7 protein-coding genes are annotated in these 5,197 nt (G+C 69.8%); all 7 read right to left on the bottom strand.

Going from position 1 to position 5,197, the window contains the following annotated elements; translation table 11 throughout:
- The coding region (locus RIF89_RS10685) for an NAD-dependent epimerase/dehydratase family protein (protein ID WP_309069093.1) at positions 1–292 on the bottom strand (292 nt) is incomplete at its 3' end.
- Positions 293–361: 69 nt separating this feature from the next.
- Positions 362–1,018, bottom strand: coding sequence for a thymidine kinase (locus RIF89_RS10690; RefSeq protein WP_309069094.1), 657 nt, complete (start codon positions 1,016–1,018; stop codon positions 362–364).
- Positions 1,019–1,027: 9 nt separating this feature from the next.
- Entirely contained in the window at positions 1,028–1,681 is a 654-nt protein-coding gene (locus RIF89_RS10695) for a hypothetical protein (RefSeq protein ID WP_309069095.1), read from the bottom strand.
- A 73-nt stretch (positions 1,682–1,754) separates the two neighbouring features.
- On the bottom strand, positions 1,755–2,162 hold the full coding sequence (locus tag RIF89_RS10700; protein WP_309069096.1) for an NUDIX domain-containing protein: 408 nt from the start codon (positions 2,160–2,162) through the stop codon (positions 1,755–1,757).
- Positions 2,163–2,166: 4 nt separating this feature from the next.
- The gene (gene mqo / locus RIF89_RS10705; RefSeq protein WP_309069097.1) at positions 2,167–3,615 is read right to left on the bottom strand and encodes a malate dehydrogenase (quinone); all 1,449 of its coding nucleotides are present in this window, start codon (positions 3,613–3,615) and stop codon (positions 2,167–2,169) included.
- A 131-nt stretch (positions 3,616–3,746) separates the two neighbouring features.
- A complete protein-coding gene (locus RIF89_RS10710; RefSeq protein ID WP_309069098.1) occupies positions 3,747–4,823 on the bottom strand; it encodes an aspartate-semialdehyde dehydrogenase in 1,077 nt (358 codons plus the stop codon).
- 103 nt (positions 4,824–4,926) lie between these two features.
- On the bottom strand, positions 4,927–5,197 hold a 271-nt coding region (locus RIF89_RS10715), incomplete at its 5' end, for a GNAT family N-acetyltransferase (protein WP_309069099.1).

Consider the following 5,197-nt stretch of genomic DNA (forward strand, 5'->3'; position numbering starts at 1 on the left):
AGTAGTCGAGGGGGCGCTGCGTGGACTCGCCCACCGCCTTGTGCGCGGCGAAGTGGATGACCGCCTCGAACGGACCGTGCTCGTCGAATGCGCGCTCCACGAGCTCGTCATCCGCGGCGTCGCCGACGACGAGCGGTGCGCTCTTGCCGGTGATCTGCGCGATGCGCTGCTCCACGACCGCGCTCGTGTTGTCGAGGCTGTCCAGCAGCACGACCTCGTGGCCGGCGTCGAGCAGGGCGACGGCGGTGTGCGCACCGATGTAACCGGCACCGCCGGCGAGGAGAACCTTCATGCGTTCATCCTCTCAGAACCGGCTCGCTCGCTCCTCGGGCGCGTGACAACGCGTCGGCGCCCTTCCGATTCAGCGCGGGGCGAGGACGTCGCCGGACTCTTCGAGATAGCACGTGCCGCACAGGGACTCGTAGGTGACGAAGTGCTCGTCGCGCACGGCCGCCGTCGCCGCGTCGATCGCGACCTGATCGCCGTCGAACACGAACCGCCCGCCGACCACCCGTCCGTTGAAGAGCGCCTTGCGACCGCAGCGGCAGATCGTCTTGAGTTCCTCGAGCGAGTGCGCGATCTCGAGCAGGCGGCGCGATCCGGGGAAGGCCTCCGTGCGGAAGTCGGTGCGGATGCCGTATGCCATCACGGGAATGCCGCACTCGACCGTGATGCGGAACAGGTCGTCGACCTGCGGAGCCGTCAGGAACTGCGCCTCGTCGACGAGCAGGCACGCGACATCGCGCGTCCCCTCCCCCGGGATCAGCGCCTCGTCCGTGCGCACGCGCTCGCGCTGCGCGAGGAACAGGTCTCGCGCCGAGTCGTCAGGACCGATCAGGAAGTCGACCGTGCGCGTCACGCCGAGGCGCGACTCGATCTGATCGGCGCCCTTCGTGTCGATCGCCGGCTTCGCGAGCAGCACGCGCTGGCCGCGCTCCTCGTAGTTGTAGGCCGCCTGCAGCAACGCCGTCGACTTCCCGGAGTTCATCGCGCCATAGCGGAAGTACAGTTTGGCCACGCATCCAGCCTAGAAGAACAGCTGAGCCAGGAGCGTCCAGCCGCCGTACGCGGCAAGGGCGCCGCCCGTCGTGACCGCCGATGCCAGCCCCACGCGCCGCCACGCGCGCGCGGACGTGGCGTTCATGCGGCGCGCGGGCACCTGTCCGTGGCGCGTGATCCGCTCCGCCTTGGCCGTCGAGGTGGTCGCGACCGTCGTGCTGGGAAGCTGCGCGGCCACCACGGGCGATCCCGTCCACTTCTCCACGCTCCATGCGGTGATCTTCGTCGCACCGTCGCGCAGCGGCCCCACGATCACGCCCTTCATGCTGCCGCTGCGGATCGCATCGGGGGCGACGATCTGGCTCGTCAGCCGCTGCGCGGTGAGCTTCACGCGTTCGGCGTCGCGCATCCCGGCCCGCGCGATCTCGACCGCGACCGCGTGCATCCGGCGCTGTGCGCTCGGGCGCAGCATCGGGTCGTGCGAGCCCGCGTCGATCCGATGCATCACGGCGCGCACGTCGTCGAGCATGCGGTGCGCCTCGGCGAGATAGCGGGCGGCCTGACGGTGCGGCCCGAGCGCCTGGAACGCGGCCTCCTCGCCGATCCGGTCGACCGCCTGATCGAACTCGAACACGACGCGGCGCGCGTCGGTCTGACGCGTGTGTCGTTCGGGTGCGCTCATGTCCGTGCTCCAGGGGATGGTTCCCTGCCAGCATACGAGCGCCTGCCCACGGCGGGCAGGGTGATCCGGATGATCAGCGCACGGATCCGCGCCGCTCGCGCAGCAGCGGGAACACGAGATCGCGGTTCAGCGGAGCCTCCGCGTCATCCGGCGACTCCGGATCCGACCATCGCAGGCCGTCGATCTCGGCCTGGACGACGGGGTCGACCTCGTGCCACGCGGCGAACACCGTGGCGCGCAGGGCGTGCCCGACCTCGTTCGCCGCATGCGAGTCGAACGCACCGAGCAGCTCGAGCTCGTCGGGCGAGACCTCGATGCCGAGCTCCTCGCGCACCTCGCGGACCGCGGTGTCGATCGGCCGCTCGCCCGCCTCGGGCTTTCCACCCGGCAGCATCCAGCGCGACGTGCCGCGCTTGCGCACCGTCAGCACGCGACCGTCGTCGCGCACGAACGCGATCGCCGCGACGGTGATCAACGTCACGTCGTCACGCCGTGAGCAGCAGCGCCTCGGCGGTCGCCTGCGTCGACTCCTCGGCCCGGGCCGGCTCGCCATTCAGGTAGCCGCCGTACGTCGGGATGAGCTCGCGCAGCTTCGGCTCCCACTCGTCCAGCCGCTCGGCGAAGCAGTTCTTCAGCACGTTGAGCATGATCGTCGCGGCCGTCGACGCGCCCGGGGAGGCGCCGAGCAGGCCCGCGATGGACCCGTCGGCGGAGGCGACGACCTCGGTGCCGAACTGCAGCTTGCCGTCCTTCATCACCTGGGCGCGCTGACCGGCCTGGATGAGCTCCCAGTCCTCGTCCTTCGCGGTCGGCATGAACTCCCGCAGGCTGTCGAGCTTGCGCTCGCGATCCTTCAGCAGCTCGCTCACGAGGTACTTCACGAGATCGAGGTTCGTGGCGCCGACCTTCAGCATCGAGCCGAGGTTGTGCCCGCGCACCTGCGTGACGATGTCGAGGAGCGAACCGTCCTTCAGGAACTTCGGGCTGAACGTCGCGAACGGGCCGAACATCAGCGATCCCTCGCCGTCGACCATGCGGGCATCCAGGTGCGGCACCGACATGGGCGGCGCGCCGACGGCGGCCTGCGAGTAGACCTTCGCCCGGTGCTGCGCGACGAGCTCGGGGTTGGTGGTCTTGAGGAACTGACCGCCGATCGGGAAGACGCCGTAGCCCCGGATCTCCTTGATGCCGGATGCCTGCAGCAGCTTGATCGCCCAGCCGCCCGCGCCGACGAAGACGAAGCGCGCCCGCAGCTCCCCCGGGGTTTTGCCGACCCGGTTGCGGTACTTGACGAGCCAGGTGCCGTCCTTCTGGCGCTTCAGACCCTTCACCTCGTGGTTCAGGCGCAGCTCCGCGTCATTGGCCGTGAGGTGGTCGAACATCTGGCGGGTGAGCGCCCCGAAGTCGACGTCGGTGCCCGAGGGCGTGCGCGTGGCCGCGAACGGCTCGTCGCTCTTGCGGCGCTTCTGCATCAGCAGGGGCGCCCACTGGTTGATGACGCGAGAGTCCTCTGAGTACTCGATGCCCGCGAACAGCGGCTGCCGCTTGAGCGTCTCGTAGCGGCGCTTGAGGTACGCCACATCCTTCTCGCCGCGCACGAACGTCATGTGCGGGGTCGCATTGATGAACGTGCTGGGCTCGTCGAGGACGCCCTTGGCCACGAGCGCCGTCCACAGCTGGCGGCTCTGCTGGAACTGCTCGTTGATCTGGACGGCCTTGGCGGGGTCGTCCGCGTCGGGCATGTAGTTCAGCTCGCAGAGGGCGGCATGGCCCGTGCCCGCGTTGTTCCACGCGTTGGAGCTCTCCTGCGCGACCTCACCCTGCCGCTCGAAGGCGACGATCTTCCAGTCGGGCTGCAGTTCTTTGAGGAGCGTGCCCAGGGTGGCGCTCATGATTCCGCCACCGATGAGCACGACGTCGACGGTTTCGCTCACCCGTCAAGTCTAGGCGCGCGCATCCGGTGCTCGGACCATAGGGTCCGCCCCAGCATCGCAAGAACACGCCTTCTTGCGATGTGGCAAAGCTGATCGCGCGCACCTCCCCGGTGTCGACGAGGCGATGCGGATCAGACGGCGGCGCGAGCGGAGAGATCCGCGGCGACGAGCTCGGCGATCTGCACGGCGTTCAGTGCCGCGCCCTTGCGGAGGTTGTCGTTCGAGATGAACAGCGCGAGGCCCTTGCCCTCCGGCGCGGCGAGGTCGGGACGGATCCGCCCGACGAAGCTCGGGTCCTTGCCCGCGGCCTTGAGCGGCGTGGGCACCTCCTCGAGTGCGACGCCCGGAGCGTCCGCCAGCAGCTCACGCGCGCGCTCGGGCGTGATGTCCCGCGCGAACTCGGCGTTGATCGACAGCGAGTGGCCCGTGAAGACCGGCACCCGCACGCACGTTCCGGACACGCGCAGCTCGGGCAGCTCGAGGATCTTGCGGCTCTCGTTGCGGAGCTTCTTCTCCTCGTCCGTCTCGTTCAGGCCGTCGTCGACGAGGTTCCCCGCGAACGGGATCACGCCGAACGCGATGGGCTCGACGTACTTCTGCGGCTCCGGGAACGCGACCGCGGACCCGTCGTGCACGAGCCCCAGCACGTCATCCTGCTGCAGCACGGCCTGGACCTGGCCGAGCAGCTCGTTCGCGCCCGCGAGTCCCGAGCCCGAGACGGCCTGGTACGTGCTGACCGTGAGGCGCTCGAGACCGGCTTCGGCGTCGAGCACCTTGAGCACGGGCATGGCCGCCATTGTCGTGCAGTTCGGGTTGGCGATGATGCCCTTGACGGCCTGCCCGATCGCGTGCGGGTTGACCTCGCTCACGACGAGCGGAACCTCCGGGTCCATGCGCCAGGCGCTGGAGTTGTCGATCACGATCGCGCCGGCCTCGGCGAAACGGGGCGCGTGCGCGCGGCTGCCGGTCGCGCCGGCCGAGAACAGGGCGATGTCGATGCCCGCAGGGTCGGCCGTCGCGATGTCCTCGACCACCACGTCGACGCCCTCGAACTCGATGGTGGTGCCCGCAGAACGGGACGTCGCGAACAGGCGCAGCTCGCGGATCGGGAAGGCGCGTTCCGCGAGGATCTCGCGCATCACGGTGCCGACCTGGCCGGTGGCGCCGACGACGGCGAGGGACAGTCCTGATTCGGAGATGCGGGGCATGGCGATCCTCGGGGTGCTGCGGGTGGGGTTGGTCGATTGTACCGGCGGGAGCGTCGTGCCCGACCGCCCGGGATGTCCTCCCGTTACGGCTCGGACGCGGACGTCACGGAAGCGGCGGTGCGATGTAGGTCAGGAAGGGCGCACGCTCGGCCACACGCTCGTACAGGCGCTGCGCGTCGGTGTTCGTCTCGCTCGTAATCCAGCGCACCTCGAGCAGCCCCTCGGCGTCCGCGATCCGCTGCAGGTACGCGATCAGCGCACGGCCGATCCCGCCGCCGCGCGCGTCCGGTGCCGTGAAGAGGTCGTCGAGGAAGATCGCGGTGCCGCCGCGTGACGGGCGCGCGAAGCGGCGCCAGTGCGCGATCGCGATCGGG

This window comes from Microbacterium sp. (genome assembly GCF_031178525.1).
Lineage (GTDB): Bacteria > Actinomycetota > Actinomycetes > Actinomycetales > Microbacteriaceae > Microbacterium.